Annotated in this window: 14 protein-coding genes and 2 pseudogenes; 12 read left to right on the top strand and 4 right to left on the bottom strand. The window is 49.1% G+C overall.

All coding sequences use genetic code 11. The annotated features are described in order from the left end of the window. Positions 1-33: 33 nt before the first annotated feature. A complete protein-coding gene (locus tag CEQ48_RS01800; protein ID WP_198301110.1) occupies positions 34-1,506 on the top strand; it encodes an NAD(P)H-hydrate dehydratase in 1,473 nt (490 codons plus the stop codon). On the opposite strand, the gene CEQ48_RS01795 is transcribed toward CEQ48_RS01800, so the two are convergent. After that, complete coding sequence (locus tag CEQ48_RS01795) at positions 1,495-2,490, bottom strand: 2-hydroxyacid dehydrogenase (RefSeq protein ID WP_089070002.1); 996 nt, start codon at positions 2,488-2,490, stop codon at positions 1,495-1,497. The two genes, CEQ48_RS01800 and CEQ48_RS01795, sit on opposite strands and share 12 nt — an antisense overlap. A 242-nt stretch (positions 2,491-2,732) precedes the next feature. Between CEQ48_RS01795 and CEQ48_RS01790 the strand changes: the two genes are divergently transcribed. Beyond that, the gene (locus CEQ48_RS01790) at positions 2,733-4,016 is read left to right on the top strand and encodes a Na+/H+ antiporter NhaC family protein (RefSeq protein WP_198301130.1); all 1,284 of its coding nucleotides are present in this window, start codon (positions 2,733-2,735) and stop codon (positions 4,014-4,016) included. Position 4,017: 1 nt separating this feature from the next. Here CEQ48_RS01790 and CEQ48_RS01785 read toward each other — a convergent pair whose 3' ends face one another. After that, positions 4,018-4,860 carry a potassium channel family protein gene (locus CEQ48_RS01785; RefSeq protein WP_089070000.1) on the bottom strand — a complete coding sequence of 281 codons (843 nt, stop codon included), beginning with the start codon at positions 4,858-4,860 and terminating at the stop codon, positions 4,018-4,020. A gap of 154 nt (positions 4,861-5,014) precedes the next feature. Here CEQ48_RS01785 and CEQ48_RS01780 point away from each other — a divergent pair. Then, a pseudogene (locus CEQ48_RS01780) lies at positions 5,015-5,263 on the top strand (transposase domain-containing protein); the annotation flags it as partial. Positions 5,264-5,484: 221 nt separating this feature from the next. Here CEQ48_RS01780 and CEQ48_RS20365 read toward each other — a convergent pair. Then, positions 5,485-5,694 (bottom strand): annotated as a pseudogene (locus CEQ48_RS20365) (hypothetical protein). A gap of 15 nt (positions 5,695-5,709) precedes the next feature. Between CEQ48_RS20365 and hapA the strand changes: the two are divergent. Beyond that, positions 5,710-7,539 (top strand): hemagglutinin/proteinase HapA, encoded by a 1,830-nt coding sequence (gene hapA, locus CEQ48_RS01775; protein WP_089069999.1) that lies wholly within the window; start codon positions 5,710-5,712, stop codon positions 7,537-7,539. A gap of 81 nt (positions 7,540-7,620) precedes the next feature. Here hapA and CEQ48_RS01770 read toward each other — a convergent pair whose 3' ends face one another. Beyond that, positions 7,621-9,693: an alpha-amylase gene (locus CEQ48_RS01770; RefSeq protein ID WP_089069998.1), complete on the bottom strand. Its 2,073-nt coding sequence runs from the start codon at positions 9,691-9,693 to the stop codon at positions 7,621-7,623. Between the two features lie 290 nt (positions 9,694-9,983). On the opposite strand from CEQ48_RS01770, the gene CEQ48_RS01765 reads away from it, so the two are divergent. The 8 genes from CEQ48_RS01765 (at position 9,984) to CEQ48_RS01730 (ending at position 17,901) form a co-directional block, all read left to right on the top strand. Next, a complete protein-coding gene (locus CEQ48_RS01765) occupies positions 9,984-10,907 on the top strand; it encodes an aldo/keto reductase (protein ID WP_001187219.1) in 924 nt (307 codons plus the stop codon). Between the two features lie 437 nt (positions 10,908-11,344). After that, positions 11,345-11,995, top strand: coding sequence for a hypothetical protein (locus CEQ48_RS01760; protein ID WP_089069997.1), 651 nt, complete (start codon positions 11,345-11,347; stop codon positions 11,993-11,995). An 8-nt stretch (positions 11,996-12,003) separates the two neighbouring features. After that, on the top strand, positions 12,004-12,687 hold the full coding sequence (locus CEQ48_RS01755) for an ABC transporter ATP-binding protein (protein WP_089069996.1): 684 nt from the start codon (positions 12,004-12,006) through the stop codon (positions 12,685-12,687). After that, on the top strand, positions 12,675-13,934 hold the full coding sequence (locus CEQ48_RS01750) for an ABC transporter permease (protein ID WP_089069995.1): 1,260 nt from the start codon (positions 12,675-12,677) through the stop codon (positions 13,932-13,934). The genes CEQ48_RS01755 and CEQ48_RS01750 overlap by 13 nt, the downstream gene beginning before the upstream one ends. After that, on the top strand, positions 13,927-14,670 hold the full coding sequence (locus CEQ48_RS01745) for an outer membrane lipoprotein-sorting protein (RefSeq protein WP_089069994.1): 744 nt from the start codon (positions 13,927-13,929) through the stop codon (positions 14,668-14,670). Before CEQ48_RS01750 ends, CEQ48_RS01745 begins: the two co-directional genes overlap by 8 nt. A gap of 4 nt (positions 14,671-14,674) precedes the next feature. Next, positions 14,675-15,919, top strand: a complete 1,245-nt coding sequence (locus CEQ48_RS01740; protein WP_089069993.1) for a hypothetical protein — start codon at positions 14,675-14,677, stop codon at positions 15,917-15,919. Further along, complete coding sequence (locus CEQ48_RS01735; protein ID WP_089069992.1) at positions 15,920-16,987, top strand: sensor histidine kinase; 1,068 nt, start codon at positions 15,920-15,922, stop codon at positions 16,985-16,987. Between the two features lie 128 nt (positions 16,988-17,115). Continuing rightward, a complete protein-coding gene (locus CEQ48_RS01730; RefSeq protein WP_089069991.1) occupies positions 17,116-17,901 on the top strand; it encodes a LytR/AlgR family response regulator transcription factor in 786 nt (261 codons plus the stop codon). The last annotated feature ends 215 nt before the right edge of the window (positions 17,902-18,116 follow it).

Below are 18,116 nucleotides of genomic sequence, written 5' to 3'. Positions count from 1 at the left end.
ATATGGCCGTTTTGTCAGTTGTTGGACACCATTATGCCGTTACCCAGCCATTTTTATACTACGCAGCAACTCAAACAGGGTGAACAAGATGCCGCGAGTGAGCGAGGTCTTGAGCTCTTTCATTTAATGGAGCGCGCAGGACAAGCGGTGTTTACCATTGCTTTTGCTCAGTTTCCAACCAGTCATCACTGGTTAATTTGTTGCGGTGGTGGAAATAATGGTGGGGACGGCTATATCGTTGCGGTATTAGCCAGGCATATGGGGATTGATGTCACGGTATGGCAGTTAGGCGACCCTGAAAAATTCCCAGCCGATGCCCATCGTGCTTATCTGCAATGGAAAGAGTTGGGCGGTGTTGTCTATGCCCCACAATCTGAACTGCCGCCATCGACAGATGTGATTATTGATGCGTTATTTGGCATTGGCTTGAAAGAGGCGTTACGGCCGCAGGTTGTGCCGTTAGTCGAGTTACTCAATCAAAGCGGCAAGCCGATTGTGGCGGTCGATGTGCCTTCAGGGCTGTGTGCCGATACTGGCCAAGTGATGGGCGCTTGCATTAAAGCGCAACACACGGTGAGCTTGATTGGTTTGAAGCAAGGCTTGGTGACTGGACAAGCGCGCTGCTATGTCGGCACGCTACACTATGCGGGATTAGGGATTGAAGAAGTGTTTGCCCTGCACAATTCGCCATCTTTGGTCGCGATAGAAGGCAAGCTAAGACACAGTTTACTGCCGCCACGTCAAGCTTGTACTCACAAAGGCCAAAATGGTAAAGCTTTGATTGTCGGGGGCAATGAAGGTATGGGCGGAGCCTTGATTTTGTGTGCTTCCGCTTGTGCTCATTCGGGAGCAGGGCTGAGCGCGGCAATGACCCATCCCGATAACGTTACCGCTATGCTGACGATTACACCGGAAGTGATGAGCACGAGCTGGAACAAACATCATTTATTTGAAGAGCGCATTGAATGGTGTGATGCCCTTGCTTTGGGCCCCGGATTAGGGCGAGATGCTCAAGCGCAGCAGATTATGCAGCGCTTAAGTAGCTTGAAGGTTCCGAAAGTGTGGGATGCGGATGCACTCTATTTTCTAGCGCATAACCCCAGCTATGATGAACAGCGGATCATTACACCGCATCCCGTCGAAGCGGCGCGTTTATTGGGCTGTGAAGTGGAAGAGGTGGAGCGAGATCGTTTTGCGGCTATTCGTCAGCTTCAGCAACGCTATGGAGGTGTTGTCGTGCTCAAAGGTGCGGGGACTTTAGTGGATGATGGGAAAGAGATCGCGGTCTGCTTACAGGGGAATCCAGGAATGGCCAGTGGGGGAATGGGCGATGTACTTACCGGCATTATTGTGGCGCTATTAGCGCAAAAAATTCCCTTAGCGGATGCGGCAAAACTCGGGGTTTGGCTACACAGTAGCGCTGCGGATCTCAATACCAAATCGCATGGCCAGAGAGGACTTCTGGCCAGCGATTTATTGCCTCACCTGCGTGAGCTATTGAATTAATTCATTACCCGATGCTTGATTGTCAAAAAAGAGCTGGATGTTATTGAGCGTAGTTTGCGCAATATTGCTCAGTGCATCCTCGGTCAAGAAAGCTTGGTGACCGGTGAACAACACGTTGTGACAAGCAGAAAGGCGGCGGAATACGTCATCGACGATCACATCGTTAGACTTGTCTTGGAAGAACAGATCTTTCTCATTGTCGTAAACATCCAAGCCTAGCGCGCCAATTCGCCCCCGTTTCAATGCTTCAATCGCTGCCACAGAATCAAGCAATTCCCCTCGGCTGGTGTTAATGATCATCACCCCATCTTTCATCTGTTCAAACGCTGACTCATTGAGCAAATGATAGTTCTCTTTGCTCATCGGGCAGTGCAGGGTGATCACATCACTTTGCGCGAAAAGTTCGGACAACTCTACATAGCGCGCACCCAGTGCAATCGCATCGGGATTGGGATAAGGGTCAAAACAGAGGATCTGCATACCGAGCCCTTGCAGAATGCGCATGGTTGCCACCCCGATTTTGCCTGAGCCGATCACCCCGACCGTTTTGCCGTGGAAGTTAAAACCCACCAAGCCATCAAGAGAGAAGTTGGCATCACGGGTACGCTGATACGCTTTATGGAAGCGGCGATTCAAGCACAGCATCATCCCCACCGTATGTTCAGCCACCGCTTCTGGCGAATAGGCTGGCACTCTGACGACTTGCATTCCAAGTCGCTTCGCCGCTTCAAGGTCGACTTTATCAAAGCCAGCACAGCGCATGGCAATAAGACGAGTTCCCCCTTGGTAAAGCTGTTCTAATACGCTGGCGTGAAGCTCATCATTGACAAAAGCGCAGACCACTTCGCAGCCTTTTGCCATCTGAGCCGTTTTATCGGTCAATCGGAAATCATGAAAGTGTAAAGACAGTTTTGTGGGATCAACCAACTTGTTGAAAGAGGCGATATCGTAGTGTTTTGCACTAAAAAAAATGACGTTGAGCATAGTAATTCCTGTCTCTTAGAGTATCTGGCCTATAGATATACCCATTAGTGGGAAAAATAAACCCCAAAATCATTAGGTATAAATGTGCAACAAATGGATGTTTGGACGTCTAGACTGTTGACATGCATTCGGCTTACCTTTAGGCTTTGCGCCCAATTTCGAGACCACAATTTGTTATTTGTATGCACTACACTCCGTCTTCAAAGCCTCAACAACCGAATGCCTTTGCCCTATTGCCACTCATGGTTTTCTTACTGCTCTTTATGGGGGTGGGTAGCTATCTCACTTGGCAAGGGGTTGAGTTTGCGTTCTATCAACTGCCTGCCCCTGTCGCTGTTATACCAGCGGTCGTTTTGGCAATTGCCTTGAGCAAAGAGTCGCTCAATCGAGCTATCGAGCAGTTTTTACGTGGTGTGGGTCACAGCGATATTATGGCGATGTGCATCATTTATCTGCTTGCCGGAGCCTTTGCCGCCGTCGCCAAAGCCACTGGTGGCGTGGATGCCACAGTGAATCTTGGTTTAGCATTGCTGCCAGCGAGTCTCATTCTGCCGGGGCTGTTTGTCATTTCAGCCTTTGTTGCCACAGCAATGGGCACCTCAATGGGGACGATTGCAGCGATTGCACCCGTGGCGTTAGGTATTGCCCAAGCGGCGGATTTGAATCTTGGTTTAACGGCTGGGGTCGTGCTGAGCGGAGCCATGTTTGGTGATAATCTTTCGATCATTTCGGATACCACCATTGCGGCGACCCGTTCACAAGGCTGCCATATGCGTGACAAATTTAAAGAGAATATCCGCATTGCTTTGCCAGCGGCGCTGTTGGCGCTTGTGGTGTTCACCTTCAGTAGCCAAACGGCACAATCACCGCAAACCAGTGACATTGAATGGCTAAAAGTGCTGCCTTACCTCACCATTCTCGTGCTGGCCGTGATGGGGTTGAATGTGTTCCTTGTACTGCTGGTGGGCATTTTAATGGCCGCAGGTGTCGGTGGTTTGAGTGACGGTTACTCCTTGTCAGCATTAACCAAAGATGTTTACGCGGGTTTTGGCAACATGCAGGAGATTTTCCTATTATCGATGCTGATCGGTGGTATGGGTGAACTGATGAAACAGCAAGGCGGATTGGCGTTCCTCACTCACCAAATTAGTCGATTGATCAATAAATTTGCTCGCTCACGCAGCAGCGTACAAAAAATGCGAGCCAGTGAATTGGGGATTGCAGGCTTGGTGGCACTGACTAATGTGTGCACGGCGAACAACACGGTTGCCATCATTGTGAGTGGCGGAGTGGCTAAAGAGCTGGCTGAACACAATGGCGTGACCGCAAAGCGTTCTGCCAGCTTGCTGGATATCTTCTCGTGCATCATGCAAGGTGTGTTGCCTTATGGTGCACAAGCGTTATTGCTTGGCTCTATTTTTCAAATGTCGCCATTGAGTGTGGTGAGTTACTCTTATTACTGCTTCTTTTTGGCGGTTGCCGCATCAGTGGCGGTATTTCGCCGCCACACCATGCGTCACGCCTGAATTAGGAGTTGCGATTGTCTTGCGACGGAAGTTTTAATCGACGACGCTTTGGTTTCTGATTTTTCCGTTCTGTTTCACGTTCCGCGAGCTGCCGACGGTAGCTCGCTAGATGAAAACGCTTTCTAGGTTGCTGAGTTTCAACCAATTGATTCAACTGTGTTTCCAACTGCTGGTTTTTTTCAAGCAAGAGATTGAGGGAGACATGGTCTTGCTTGGCCGTATCATCCTCAACAAAAAAAGAAGCCACACTCGCGGTTAATAGCCCGAACAGGGTGATCCCTGTCAGCATCAAAAACACCGCCACTCCACGTCCAAACCCAGTTACCGGGTACATATCCCCATAACCTACCGTGGTAATGGTCGACATCGCCCACCACAGCGCATCGGCATAGCTATTGATGGGGCTAGGCGTTCCTTTCTCAACCAGATACACAAACGCTGCAGAGAGCAGCACAGTAGAAAGACTCGTCAGACCGATAAAGCTGAAGGTTTTTTGGCGCAGAACCGATTTGGTTTGTCTCCACGCTTTGGGCAGTACCAACAAAATACGTAGGAAACGCAGGGGACGCAGAAACGGCATCGCCACGATAAGTACGTCCGGCCAATTCTGCATCATATATTGCAGTGGTTTAGGGCTGACGAAGATTTTGACTAACAGCTCTGTCGCAAAAATGCCCCACACAATCCAGAGTAAGCCATCAAGAAACTCAAGATCGTCGGGAGATAAAACGGCAATGTCAGGCAGCAACGCGACGACAACATAAACGACAGAAAGGATCAGCATCGGGGTTTCTGTCGTGTTTTCTACTTTTTCTAACAGCTTTTTGCGAAGGGTGAGTTTCATAAAACGAAAGTGGTCAATAGCAAATCGTGGCCTTAGCCTATCAAAAAATGCTGTCTAAGTGTTAACTCCGATCAGTTAAGCAAATGATCAGTTGAACGATCCTGTGGTTGGTTGAAAATACCCTCAAGCATTTCATGTTTGAGGGTATTTTTTTATGTTGGCTCACTGGCTTATTGATGTTGATGACTTCGCTTCTCCTGATTCACTTGCGCTTTTTCAAAAAGAGCTTCCATTAGAATGGATAAATCAAGCGCTTGATGAAACGAATAAAGCCAGCATGAGAAGACGAAAGCTACCTGCTGAGTTGGTCGTTTGGCTACTAGTCGGTATTGGCTTGTATCGCGATAGACCTACTACTGATGTTTTGGAGAAGTTAGATCTAAAACTATCTAACTCTTTAGGTTCGTATGAGTAAAACTCGCTACCCTGTTCGTTCCAAACACGTTAAGTGATAGGAGTTAGCTTAATGGGGCTTTTTTGTCATCACTAAACCATTGCGCTTGTAATGGTGGTTTTCTAAGGTGATGTCCATCCAGAACACGAGACGCACGCCAATTCCTTTCTGACACTGTTAAATTAGGTGTCAAATTCTAAAGGCGCAAATCTATCAGTAAGATCCTATCCTCATGATTTTCTCCTCTTTATTACAGGCTTTTTTATAGAGCATTCCTGCTTACTGAGTAGTTTGTGACACGTAAACTTCACATTGAACATTAACATTTCATTAACCTAGATTTGGTGTTTTCAATTGACCTGTACCACTGTGATTGAACGCGAAATAACGCGTGCAATCGGCGTTGATGGGAGCGGTTCAACGCTTAATACATTCAACATCTCTAGGATTGAGAAATGAAAATGATACAACGTCCTCTGAATTGGTTAGTTCTGGCCGGAGCGGCAACTGGCTTCCCTCTCTATGCGGCACAAATGGTCACAATTGATGATGCATCAATGGTTGAACAAGCTCTGGCGCAGCAACAGTACAGCATGGTGTCTGCCGCCAGCGGTTTTAAAGCCGTCAATACGGTAAAGTTGCCGAATGGTAAGGTGAAAGTGCGTTACCAGCAGATGTATAACGGGGTTCCTGTCTATGGCACCGTTGTGGTGGCAACCGAATCCAGTAAAGGGATTTCGCAAGTGTATGGTCAAATGGCTCAGCAGTTGGATGCTGATCTCCCAACCGTGACCCCCGACATTGAAAGTCAGCAGGCCATCGCTTTAGCGGTTAGCCATTTTGGTGAACAACACGCTGGAGAATTGCTCCCGGTTGAAAACGAAAACGTGCAACTGATGGTACGCCTGGATGATAACCAACAGGCCCAGTTAGTGTACTTGGTCGACTTTTTTGTTGCTTCAGAAACGCCAGCTCGTCCGTTCTACTTTATCAGTGCAGCAACGGGAGAAGTGCTAGATCAATGGGATGGCATTAACCACGCACAGGCGACAGGAACAGGCCCTGGCGGTAACCAAAAAACGGGACGCTATGAATACGGCAGTAACGGTTTACCCGGTTTTACGATTGATAAGACGGGAACCACCTGCACGATGAGCAACAGTGCAGTAAAAACCGTTAACCTCAATGGTGGCACATCCGGTAACACGGCGTTCAGTTATGCTTGTAACAGCAGCACTAATTACAACAGCGTGAAAACCGTGAATGGTGCTTACTCTCCGCTTAACGATGCGCACTTCTTTGGAAAAGTGGTGTTTGATATGTATCAGCAGTGGTTGAATACTTCGCCGCTGACTTTCCAATTAACCATGCGTGTGCACTATGGTAATAACTATGAAAATGCCTTCTGGGATGGCCGCGCCATGACTTTTGGTGATGGCTATACCCGTTTCTATCCTTTGGTGGATATCAACGTTAGTGCCCATGAGGTCAGCCACGGTTTTACTGAGCAGAATTCAGGCCTCGTTTACCGAGATATGTCCGGTGGTATTAACGAAGCATTCTCGGATATCGCAGGGGAAGCGGCAGAGTACTTTATGCGTGGCAATGTCGACTGGATTGTCGGCGCGGATATTTTTAAATCCTCCGGTGGTCTACGTTATTTCGATCAGCCGTCACGTGATGGCCGCTCGATAGATCATGTTTCACAGTATTACAGCGGCATTGACGTTCACCATTCGAGTGGCGTGTTTAACCGCGCGTTTTACCTATTAGCCAATAAAACGGGTTGGAACGTACGCAAAGGCTTTGAAGTGTTTGCCGTGGCTAACCAGTTGTACTGGACACCGAACAGTACGTTTGATCAAGGTGGCTGTGGGGTAGTGAAAGCTGCACAGGATCTCAACTACAACACCGCAGACGTCGTGGCAGCCTTTAATACCGTGGGGGTCAATGCTTCTTGTGGCACCACGCCACCACCTGTCGGCAAAGTGCTTGAGAAAGGTAAACCGATCACGGGACTGAGCGGCTCACGTGGAGGAGAAGATTTCTATACCTTCACTGTGACCAATTCAGGCAGTGTCGTTGTGTCCATCAGTGGTGGGACAGGCGATGCGGATCTGTATGTCAAAGCAGGCAGCAAACCCACCACTTCTTCTTGGGATTGTCGTCCATACCGTTCAGGCAATGTCGAGCAGTGTTCCATCTCTGCGGTTGTGGGTACGACATACCATGTCATGTTACGTGGTTACAGTAACTATTCTGGTGTGACTTTACGCTTGGACTAAGAACTTCCTTGCCGTATAACGCAAAACCCTTAGTACAGTAAAAGTTCAGGAGCATACAGTGTATGTTCCTGATGGACTGACTTAGCGGCCAACGAACGCCACGACCACCTTATCTTCACCCAATGTGCGAGTGAAAACATAAGCGTTGGATTGGGCGATTTCGCGATGATCTCCCGCTCCTATCGCAGGGTGACGTTGACGGAATTGACCTAAGGTTTGCCAATGCTTGAGCAGTGCTTGGCGTTCGGTATTCCATTCCCAAGGCATATCAGAGCGAGTGCCTTGATGGAAATCGTCTGCGTACGGTCCCGCTTCGCGGGCGACTTCATCGCCGTAATACACTTGGATAGCACCCGGTGTCAGTAGCAGGGCATTGGCGGCGTTACGCTGCATATCCAGTGATTTAAAGCGTCCGAAAAACAGCTCAGTATCGTGCGAAGACATATAACTGACGGGGTTAAAGTCGGGATATTTGGCGAGGGTTTGCGCGTAATCGCGATACACCATCGCCATCTGGCTCAAACAGGCTGCGCCGTTATCCATACGTTTTTGAATATCAAAGTTAATCAGTGCATCAAAGCCATCATCAAAGTAAGGGCTGCGATAGGCAGCGTGCCCCCACACTTCGCCCATCATCCAAAACGGCTCACCGCTTTGATTATTGTCTTTACGCCACGCTGCAAGGCTTTCCGTCGCGCGCTGTTTTAAGCGTTGCCACACTTCCCCTTCCACATGTTTGACGGTGTCGATGCGAAAACCGTCGATCCCAAAGCGGCGTACCCAATCGCTTTGCCATTCAATTAAATAGTCAGCGACAGTGTAATTGGGTTTGCTCACCACTCGTGTGCCGGGATTGTTGAGTAGCCACTGTGGCGGGGTAACGGCTTGGGGGGATTCAGTGCGAAAATCCGGTAAACCGGCGAGATTCATGGTGATGTCACTGCTGCCCGGCGCAGGATAGCCCGGTAAGCCTGCGCGTACCCAGTCTGGCCCCCACCACTGTTGCCAATTCTTGCTCTGGTAATCAACGGCTTGATGGAAACTGTGCCAGTTTTCGTCGGCGCTGGGTTTCCAGTCATTCCAACGTTCAGGCAGCATAGGTGCGTTCACCACTTGTACCGCATCTTGCTGTAAATCAGCGAGTGTCGCGTAACCTGCATGATTGATCACCGCATCCATCAAAATTTTAATGCCGCGACGATGCGCCTCACGCACTAAGGTTTGTAAATCCTCATCTTTCCCAAAGTTGGCATCGATCTTGGTGAAATCGCGGGTCCAATAGCCGTGATAGGCATAAAACGGGAATGATCCTTTCTCACCACCGCCGACAAACCCATGTACCTGTTCGACAATCGGAGAGAGCCAGATAGCATCCGTGCCTAAGCTTTGGATATGGTCAAGTTTTGCAATCACACCCTTGAGATCGCCGCCATGAAACGTTCCGATCTCCTCTTGGCCATCTTTGTGACGACCATAACTGCCATCATTGCTTGGGTCAGCGTTGTAGAAGCGATCAACCATCACAAAATAAATATTGGCATTTCGATAGGTAAAGGGCTGTTTGGGCTCGGCTTTTGCTGTCTGTTTGGGTTCCAACAACACCAAGCCGCCGCTGTTAGCGGAAGGGGTTAAGCGCACTTTGCCTTGCTCGACGGTCACTACTTGCCCAGTCATAGCATCTTGCAACTCGGTTCCATCGGCAAAGCTGCTCGCCAGATCTAAAGTCACTTCACCGCCTTGATACACTTCGCAACTGACGTTTGGGATCGGGCGACGAAACTCAGTTTTGGCTGCCTTAGTGGTTTGACGCACGAAGGTGAGCGTATTGTTTTGCGCTTGCCACTGAAATGCGTAATCCCCGGTAAAACGGATACTCAAAGGTAACTGAGTCGGGACATGGCAATTGAGAGCGATTGGCGTATTGAATTTGATCTCTTGTTCGGGGGCAGGTGGGCAATCACCGCCAATCCCGCTAATGGTCAAGGTGTAGTCGCCCTTAGTGAGCGGGATCACCAGTGGTTCATCGGCTTGCAGCGGAAAATCGCGGCTGTTGGTGGTGGTTGCTACCGTTAAATTCGCAGTGGAAGCTGGCGAGGCCAGCGCTGGCAAAGCTAGAGCTGAGAGCAGCGATAGGGTCAAGGCGTTCAGTTTCATTGTCTATCCTTCTTATTATTGATTCGGCTTTCCTACCCAAATGGCGCCGATTTTTGTATCGATAAAGGATAAATTGCACCGCGTCACTCAACATCATTCTTAGCGCTACGCCTTGTTAATTTGCACTGCGTCACAACCCAACAGGATAGGGCGTAGAAAGCCATGTTGCCGCCATGCGTTATCGTCTAAAATCTAATTCAAGTCACAACTTTATGGTTCGATATTGATAGTTTTTGCACATAGACGGCCAGCTGCATAGGATGTGCTGAGTGAAAAACAGGAGAATAACCATGCAACAACAAGCAACCGTACAGAAAGTGACCATGGCGCAACAAGGGCCAGAGCTGTCTGAACTGGTTCAAGGTTACTGGCGACTGGCGGAATGGAACATGACGCCTCAGCAGCGCTTAACCTTTTTGAAGCAGCATATTGAGCTGGGGATCAGTACCGTTGATCACGCGGACATTTACGGCAACTATCAATGTGAAACACTGTTTGGTGAAGCCCTCGCGTTGGAACCTTCACTGCGCGAGCAGATCGAGATTGTGACCAAATGCGACATTAAACTGTGTAGCGATCGCTTTCCTGAGCGCAAAATTAATCACTACGACACCAGCGCGGCGCATATCTATCAATCGGTCAATCACTCGCTTGAGCGTTTGGGAGTCAATGAGATTGATGTCTTGCTGATCCACCGCCCAGATGTACTGATGAATGCTGATGAAGTCGCGGAAGCGTTTTCTGAACTGCACAAGGTCGGTAAAGTGAAACACTTTGGTGTTTCAAACTTCAGCCCAGCGCAGTTTGATTTGCTGCAGTCACGCTTAGGTAAGCTATTGGTGACTAACCAAGTCGAAATCAATCCACTCAATTTTGATGTGGCACACGATGGCACCTTGGATCAACTGCAGCGTCTGCGCATTCGCCCAATGGCATGGTCATGCCTCGGTGGCGGCGCGATTTTCTCAGGCCAAACCGAGCAAACGCAGCGCGTACGAGCTGTGCTGGAAGAGATCCGAGTTGAGCTCGGCGCAGAGTCGATTGAGCAGGTGATTTATGCGTGGGTGCGTCGTTTACCGAGCCAACCATTACCGATTATCGGATCCGGAAAAATCGAGCGAGTTCAAAGTGCAATAGCAGCCTTGTCGTTAGAGCTTTCTCGTGAGCAGTGGTATCGGGTGTGGGTCGCATCCAAAGGTCATGGCGTGCCATAACGGGTTATTACGGCTCAATCTTCTTCCACCCTGCAGCTCCACGTTGTTTGAGGAGATACTCTTGCGCCAGTCTTTGTACTGGCGCAGTTTTTCTCAAGTCATCCTATACCCTTCCTACTTGAAGCTGCAGCGGTGTTGGCTACGTTCGTTCACCCCAATCACATAGTGTATCTATGCTCATGGGGATGAACTCACTTGCCGCCTACCTGCAACTCCAAGTAGTTTGGGTATAGCTCTTCACTTCTTGCCACCCATTCGCTCCCGATATTGTCCATTCACGCCCCATAAAGACCATTGGTCGCAAAGCTCGATAACGACAGACGAAGTTCAGTAAGCTCACTCCATTCTTGATGGCTGCTGCGTCGTGGCACAAACACGATGAGCAGTTGAGGACGTTTACGTTACTGACAATTACGTTACTGAAAAGGACCGTTCACATGAAAATTCGAACTTCGTTAAGCTTGACTGCTTATGTCGCCGTTTTGTTGTTTACCTTATCTGCTTGGCCTGTATTTGCGCTGCCAAGCGAAGCCATGATCCAACGTTATAACCAAGCCGCACAAGGTGATGAAAAGTTAGTAGAACCCTTGTACGCCGATTTAGAAAAATTGGTTGCGCAAGAAGGGGCGACAGCACTGAGCTTGGTCTATTTGGGCAGTACACGCACCTTGATGGGACGCGATGCTTTTTTACCGTGGAAGAAAATGCGTTATAGCGAAGAGGGGCTTGCCATGATAGAAAAAGGGCTTTCTTTATTAAGTGCCAACACGTCAAATTCAGAAGAGATACGCAACGGTTTACCAGTTCAAATGCTTGCTATGGCAGTGGCGGCGGCCACTTATACTTCGATGCCGGATATGTTTAACCACTTTGAACGCGGATACGATCTCTACCTGAATCTATTGGCCGACCCGCAATTTCAAACACAGCCGTTTGCGGCTACCGCATGGATCTATCGTTTAGCTATTGTTGCTGCCTTGCGCGCCAAAGATGAAGCGCAAGCCCGCCTTTGGCTAGAAACCATGCAGCAAGCAGATGCTCAACATCCCGATACCCAGCAAGTACAAGCCCTGCTGAGTCAGGGGTAGGAGGGCGCATGCTGCATTTTCAAAGTATAGAAAAACAGTACTCATTGGGAGTCCAAAGCGTGCCAGCTCTACGTGGTGTGAGCGGTGTGGTACAGCAAGGTGAGATGTTAGCGCTGTGTGGCCCTTCCGGTTCAGGTAAAAGCACGTTGCTCAACATCTTGGGATTACTTGACCCTAATTACCAAGGTGACGTGGCGTTAGAGGGATGCGTATACCCGCGCAATGGTAAGTCTGCCGCCTTACTGCGTCGTACCCAGTTTGGTTTTGTGTTCCAAAAATTCAACTTAGTACCCGTGATGACGGCACTAGAGAATGTCGCATATCCCTTGATGCTTAACGGTTTTAGCCGTCGTGATCAGCACAAGTTAGCACATGACATGCTAACCAAGGTTGGATTAGAAGCGGTGATGCAGCAGCGGCCAGATCATCTTTCAGGTGGTCAGCAGCAGCGTGTGGCGATAGCTCGGGCTTTGGTTCACAACCCGAAATTGGTGGTCGCGGATGAGCCGACCGCGAGTCTGGATAGTCAAACAGCCAACCTTGTGATCAATTTAATGAAAAGTCTTGGCCATGAGTTAGGCACGACTTTTGTGGTTGCCACTCATGACGGGCGCATGGCAGCTCAGTGCGATCGCACCCTCAATCTGGTGGACGGACAAATTTCATTGGAGGCGATGCAATGGGCAAGTTGATCTCACAAGCATGGCGATTGGCGGCGTTAAACCTGCAGCGTAATCGTCGCCGCAGTTTACTCTCTATTTCGATCATCGCGATTGCAGTATTGGCATTAACATCTGCAGGCGGCTTTGGTCTTTATACCTATGATTCGCTACGTGAATCGACCGCGCGGGATGTCGGACATTTAACGCTGAGCCAGCGTGGCTATTTTGCACAAGAGGAAGAGACACCTTTGGCGAATGGATTAGAAGGCAGCGACCACATTCGCCAAGTGTTGCTGGCGAATCCGGCGATTCGTGGCATCCAGCCACGTATTGAGTTAACAGGGCTGGTTTCGAATGGCCAAAAATCAACGATTTTTGTTGGTCTTGGTGTGGATGACAAAGAGTTTGATATGAAAGGCCCGTTTTTGGATCTGCGAGCAGGGCAAACCTTGCAAGATCCTAAGTCTCCGCGCTTTGACCCGACTCAACCTCAGGTGATGCTTGGCGTGGATCTGGCTCGCAACCTCAATGTTGCCGTTGGTGATTGGGTGACGCTGCTCGCCACCACGGCGGATGGCGCACTGAACGCACTGGATTTTCAAGTGCGTGGTCTGTATTCGACAGGAGTGCCTGAGTTGGATAAACGGCAGCTCTATTTGCACTTAGCATCGGCTCAAGAGCTGCTCAACTCCAGTAAAGTCAGCACCTTGTCTGTGTATCTGTTTAACACCGAGAATACTCAAACGCTACAAACGTGGGTGGAAAATCAACTGAATCAGTTGTCCTTAGCACAAGATCTGCAAGTGACACCTTGGCCGCAGCGCGCTTTCTTCTACGCCGGAGTGAAAGATTTGTATGACCGACTGTTTGGCGTGATGGGAACCGTGATGGCGATGGTGGTGTTTGTTGCGCTCTTCAATACCTTAACCATGTCGGTCAGTGAGCGAACTCGTGAAATCGGAACCTTGTCGGCCCTTGGCGCGTACCCAAGCGACATTTTGGCGGGTTTTGTGCGCGAAGCGACGCTGTTGGCGCTGTGTGGCAGTGTATGCGGCACGTTACTGAATCTGCTGACTATCGCAGTAGTGCGAGTGGCTAAGATTCAAATGCCACCTCCACCGGGAAGAACCGAAGGCTATCCGCTCGATCTCTATTTTTCCTTCACTCTGGTTGGGTTTTGCACCCTAGGCACAGTGCTGATTTGTGTACTGGCGGCGTGGTTTTCTGCACGCAAAGGTGTGAACAAGCCAATTACGGAGGCGTTAGCGTATGTATAAACTCATTTTTATGGCCGTTTTAGGGCTTGTGGTGATGGGTCGATCTTTCGCGGTCGAGATGGATGTGAGCAGCATGGTGCAGCGTGCCGATGAGTATCGGCTTAAAGAAGCGGCAGCGAAAGTCGTCTCTGTGGTGCAGCTTTATCATGATGGCCAGTTGGAAAAAACCAATCAGTATGATGTCTATGTGCGTGAAAATCGCGAATCGCTAGTGCTGTTTCAATCGGCGACAGAAGCGGGACAAAAAATGTTGATGCTCGGAGATAACTACTGGTTACTGATGCCGAAAAGTCGCCGCCCAATCCGTATTACACCGATGCAAAAACTGCTCGGTGAAGCTTCAGTCGGTGATATTTCAACACTGACTTGGAGTGATGATTATCAAGCGAGTTTGGAGGGAGAAGACTCGGTGCAACGTGAAGATCAATCCAGCGTTGAAACGTACCGTTTGGCGCTCAAAGCGAAAACCGCAGGGGCCAGCTATCAAGCGCTCACCTTATGGCTTAATCGTGCGGATGCTTCACCAGTCAAAGCTGAACTCTATCTGCATTCCGGCAAACTGGCCAAGGTGGCTTGGTTTACCGTGCAAGGTGATCGGGTGGTTGAGATGACGTTGCTGGATAAAATTCAACCCTTGCGACGAACCGTGATCGAATATCAATCCGTACTGCCGAAACGTTTGGAGGATAAGTTCTACAACCCCGCGTATTTGATTCAAAATCCTGCCTTGGAGTAATGCTATGAGGTGTGCTCAGGCGTTAGGAATTATTGGGCTACTGAGTTGTCCTCCTGCATGGACACAAGAGCCGCTCAAGTTAGACTGGGATTGGATGGTGAGCGCTTCGCATGCTCAACGTAATGACTCCTTGGTGTGGGCTGCTGCTCAAGATGATGAACAGCAGCAAGTGGATATCGGGCTCGATTTACAGTCTCGTTGGCAAGGTTGGACGGCGAGTTTGGCGTTCACTAGCCGCGCGCTCTATCGAAGTGATGAGCAGGCAAAAGAAACGAGGCTGACACTCAGTGAACTGTTTTGGCAAGGAGAAAGCACGCTTGCTGGACAAACGCTAGATATTACCGCCGGAAAAATTCGCCTCGATTGGGGGGTGGGCTATGGTTATCGACCGCTGGATCTTTTTTTACCCTATCGGCGCAATCCATTAGGTATTCAAGTGGAAGAAGGGGCTGGTGTGCTCGCGCTCTCCTCCTATCAAGAGTTAGGTGAATGGACTTTGATCGCCACGGATAGTGCTTGGGGGCGTTCGAGCGAAGCGCAGTTAGTGACTCAAAATGAACAACAAGGCATTGGATTACGCCATTATCGCTTAGTCGGAGACAGTGAAATCCAAGGCATCGTCTATTACGACAATGTCCGGCGCGGTTTAGTAGGCGGCTCGTGGGTTTCTGTACTCAATAGCGCATGGGGCATGCACAGCTCTTGGCTTTATCAACGAGAATATTGGCAATACCAGAGACAAACTGAGCAGCCGATCGAATTGGTTAAACAACAACATGCGGCGCAGTTTTTGTTTGGCGTAAACTGGGCAAACCCAGAGGGGCACAATGTCATAGCCGAATATTGGTACGACGGACGCAGTTGGAATGCCGATGAATGGCAGCAAACACTGGCTGACGCGACTTTGCTGCATCAACAGGGACGGTCGTCAATGGCTTTTGCGTATGCACAAGGCTATCAAGCAACGAACCTGATGGCGCATAATTTTATGCTGCATTGGACATGGGATAGCCGTAATGGTCAACTGCTTGGAATTGATGACCTCACACCAACTCTTGATGTTTTGTGGTCGCCAGAAGATGGCGGTTGGATGATTACCCAATGGATCAATTGGCAGGCTTACGACACGGGCTCTGCCTCTTTGGAACTGGAACTGGCCGCGCGTTTCTTTGGTGGTGAAACGGATTCGGCGTATGCCAACTTGCCCGATAGCGTTAGGGTTTTGTTCAATCTAAAAGGAAAATTCTAGATGATGGAGCGCTTTGATATTTCAGCACAAGATTTGAAAAGTTTTGGTTTTACCACACTGTTTTGCATCGTGATCGCCCTCGCGACTATGTCAATTTGGGGCGGGCTATTTGGAGAGCATCTCGCCATTAGTTTTAGTTATGGTTACAGTGCTTTTATCTCAGCACAATGGATTGCACGACGCTGGCCTGAATTATCAAAACGTTTAGTGAATATCTTAGCCTTAAGCTGTGCGGTGGTACTGGGCACAGGTAGTGCCTATTTGTGGCTGCACAACTACCCCGGTTTTGATGAATTTTCCGCTTATAAGCCAATCATTTTTTTGGGTTTTATTTTCTCGGCAGTCTGTTTCCTGTATTTCTATTCTCACGAGCAAAAAATCTTGGCTCAAGGCGCATTAGAAGCGGCTCGCCGCCGTCAGTCGGAGCAAGAAAAAGCCCTGTTATTGAGCCAGCTCAAGCAGCTACAAAGCCAGATGGAGCCCCATTTTCTATTCAATACATTGGCCAATATAAATGCTTTGATTGCGGTAGAACCCTACAAAGCTCAGTTAATGTTGGAAAAACTCACCGAGTTACTGCGCGGAACTATGCGCTTGCGACGCGGCAATACAGGGGATTTGCGTGAAGAGATACAACTTATTGACGCGTATCTAGGCATTCAGAAGATACGCTTAGGAGACAGGTTGGAATACACCCTGCCCGAGTTGTCTGAATGGGGCACACTCGGCATGCCGCCTATGCTGATCCAACCTTTGGTGGAAAATGCGGTGTCACATGGTATTGAACCTAAAGCCGAGGGCGGCTCGGTCCGGATCGATATTGAAGTGGTCGATGGCTGGTTTGATCTATCGGTTGAAGATGATGGTATGGGGTTAAGTGATACCCCCAAGGGCAACGGTATTGCTTTGCAGAATGTTCGTGATCGGCTGTCCGGACTCTTTGGGCATGAAGGTTTGCTGACGGTGGCGCAAAATTGCTCTGGCGGTGTTACGGCCACAATTCGTATCCGTTTGCATCATTTGCAGACATTGCAGCGCTCCTTCTATGCTTATCCTCTTACTCGTTGAAGTTGCACTAAACTGGAAGTGGCGTTGGCTACATTCCTACACTCCAGTTTACTTGTCCAATTGGAACTGAAATGACTGCTCGTTAATTCAGCCACCCTTGGGAATAAAAATAGAAAAAGAGACGTCGAATGATGAATCAGACCTATACAGCGGTTCTTGCGGATGATGAACCTTTACTGCGCCATCATCTCAATAAGCTCTTGGCTGAGTTATGGCCAGCGCTGGAGATTGTGGCCAGTGCGGAAAATGGTCAAATCGCTCTGCAGGCAATTGAACAGCATCAGCCTGATGTGGTTTTTTTAGACATTAGAATGCCGAAAATCGATGGCATCGAAGTGGCTCGGCGTCTACTTCAACAATCGAAAGTTCCATTAGTAGTTTTCATCACCGCGTATGATGAGTACGCGGTCAGCGCGTTTGAAACGCATGCTATCGACTATCTGCTAAAGCCACTTTCATCTTCTCGGTTAGCGATCTGTTGCGAAAAACTGCGGCAACAGTTGCGGCGAAATATCACCCCAAGCAGCGACTTAGCTCAGTTGCTGAGTCAATTTGAACAACTGACTCGTAGTGTTAAACCAGAATATCAAGTCTGGTTAAAGGCCAGTAAAGGCGAGGAGATTCACCTTATTGCCGTGAATGAGCTGCTCTACGTGAAAGCGGAGGATAAGTATCTTTCTTTGTACAAAATGCATGGTGTGACAACGCAGGAATATTTGTTACGTTCATCCTTGAAAGAGCTGCTTGCGCAGCTCGATCCTAACCAGTTTTGGCAAATCCACCGTTCTATTGTGGTCAATGTAGCGAAAATCGATAAGGTTACCCGCGATTTCGGCGGCAAAATGTGGGTACATATTGAGAGGGTTCAACTGCCAGTGAGCCGAGCACTGCAACACCTGTTTAAAGCGAGCTAACCTAACGGAACTCCGTCCTATTTTTGTCCTTTCCCTGTCGTCTATCCCCTTCTTACCTGAAGCTACAGCGGTGTTGGTTACCTTCATTCACCTCAATCACATAGTTTGTTTATGCTCATGGACCATCAGAGCCATCTTTGGTTCTCACCAAAGGCCAACCGACGGCAGTGCAAATTTGTTTCAGGCCAATTTGCCACTCATGTTCTGCCTACCTG

Origin of the sequence: Vibrio tarriae (assembly GCF_002216685.1) — a bacterium.
Lineage (GTDB): Bacteria > Pseudomonadota > Gammaproteobacteria > Enterobacterales > Vibrionaceae > Vibrio > Vibrio tarriae.
The sequence above is the reverse complement of the archived record's forward strand: the minus strand, read 5'-3'. Positions and strand labels throughout refer to the sequence as shown.